The sequence below is a fragment of the Streptomyces durbertensis genome (assembly GCF_014156695.1).
GTDB classification, from domain to species: Bacteria; Actinomycetota; Actinomycetes; order Streptomycetales; family Streptomycetaceae; genus Streptomyces; species Streptomyces durbertensis.
Window position 1 is genome coordinate 1 of sequence record NZ_WMLF01000707.1, and the last position, 1,661, is coordinate 1,661.

1 protein-coding gene and 1 pseudogene are annotated in these 1,661 nt (G+C 73.6%); both read right to left on the reverse strand.

Annotation, left to right across the window (positions count from 1 at the left end):
• Nucleotides 1-35 precede the first annotated feature (35 nt).
• On the reverse strand, nucleotides 36-1,340 hold the full coding sequence (locus tag GL263_RS26110) for a DUF6986 family protein (RefSeq protein WP_182858202.1): 1,305 nt from the start codon (nucleotides 1,338-1,340) through the stop codon (nucleotides 36-38).
• 194 nt (nucleotides 1,341-1,534) lie between these two features.
• Nucleotides 1,535-1,661: pseudogene (locus GL263_RS26115) on the reverse strand (electron transfer flavoprotein subunit alpha/FixB family protein); the annotation flags it as partial.

Here is a 1,661-nt window from a genome sequence, read left to right on the forward strand (position 1 = left end):
GTCCCGGGGGTGGTGGCCGGGGCGGGTGACCTGTCTCAGCGGGTGGTGGTGAGGGCGGCGCGGCGCGGGGCCGCGAACGCCTCGAGCGCGGCACGGTCCAGGCCGGCCCGGCCGGTGACCTCCGCCTCGTCCAGGGCGCCGCAGTCCAGACCGCGCAGCAGGTAGCCGCTGAGCGCCTTCGCGGTCGCCGGCTCGTCCATCACGTCGCCGCCCGCGTGCGCGGCGTAGGCGGAGAGCCGGTCGGCGGCCTGCTCGAAGCCGTCGCGGTAGAAGGCGTAGACGGCCGCGTAGCGGGTCGGCAGGTGGCCGGGGTGCATGTCCCAGCCCTGGTAGTAGGCGCGGGCGAGCGAGCGGCGGACGAGCCTGTGGTGGAGCTGCCAGGCGCTGTGGACCTGCTCGGTCGGGCCGACCGGCAGGACGTTGGTGGAGCCGTCCGAGAGGCGTACCCCGGTGCCGGCGGCGGCGACCTGCATGACGGCCTTGGCGTGGTCGGCCGCCGGGTGCTCCATCGACTGGTGGGCGGCGCTGACGCCGCAGCAGGCGCTGTAGTCGAACGTCCCGTAGTGCAGTCCGGTCGCCCGGCCCTCGGCGGCGTCGATCATCCGGGCGACGGTGGCGCGGCCGTCCGCGCCGAGGATCGACTGGCTGGTCTCGATCTGGATCTCGAAGCCGAGCCGGCCCGCGGGCAGGCCGTGGGCCTTCTCGAAGTGCTCACACAGCCGGACCATCGCCGTGACCTGCTCCGCGTAGGTGACCTTGGGCAGGGTCAGCTGAAGGCCGGCCGGCAGCCCTCCGGCGGCCGTCAGACCGCTGAGGAACACGTCGAGGGTACGGATGGCCCGGTCCCTGACCTCGGCCTCCATGCACTTGAGCCGGATGCCGACGTAGGGCGCGGCCACGGCCGGGTCTCCCCCGGCGCAGGCCTCGGCGACAAGAGCGGCGGCACGGGCGGCGTCCTGGTCCTCCTCGGCGTCGCCACGGGTGCCGTAGCCGTCCTCGAAGTCGATGCGCAGGTCCTCCACCGGCTCACGTTCGAGCTTGGCGCGCACCCTGTTGTACACGGCCCCGGCGAGTTCCTCGGGCAGGTCGAGCACGGCGGCGAGCGCGGCGGCGTCCGGGGCGTGCCGGTCGAGCAGGTCCAGCGCCTGGTCGCCCCAGGTGCGCACGGTGTCGGCGGCGAAGACGTCGCCGGGCACGTAGACGGTGTGGACCGGCTGACGTGTCCCCGGGTCGCCCGGGTAGCGGGCGGCCAGCTCGGCGTCGACGGCGGCCAGCGCGGCGCCGATCTCGCGGCCCACCGCGCTCCCGAAGGTGGTCGCGACCGTCTCGCCCTGCGTCATCGGCTCTCCCCAGAGAAATCAACAAAACGTTGAAGTTGTGTCTGGGAAGCTAGCCCGCCGCCGACCGGACGTCAACACCCGACCCGCTCCACGGACGGGGATCCGCACAGACGCACCGAGGGCGGCGCGGCCGGTCGGAACCGGTCCGCGCCGCCCCCGGAACAGGACGTGCGCCGAGTCTGGCGGCTGTCGGGTCAGCCCTTGCGGGTCTTGACCTCTTCGGTGAGCTGGGGCACGACCTCGAACAGGTCGCCGACCACGCCGTAGTCGACCAGCTCGAAGATCGGCGCCTCCGCGTCCTTGTTGACCGCGACGATCGTC

Coding starts and splice junctions, on each gene's coding strand:
- GL263_RS26110 (WP_182858202.1), bottom strand. CDS start 1,340: ATGACGCAGGGCGAGACGGTCGCGACCACCTTCGGGAGCGCGGTGGGC.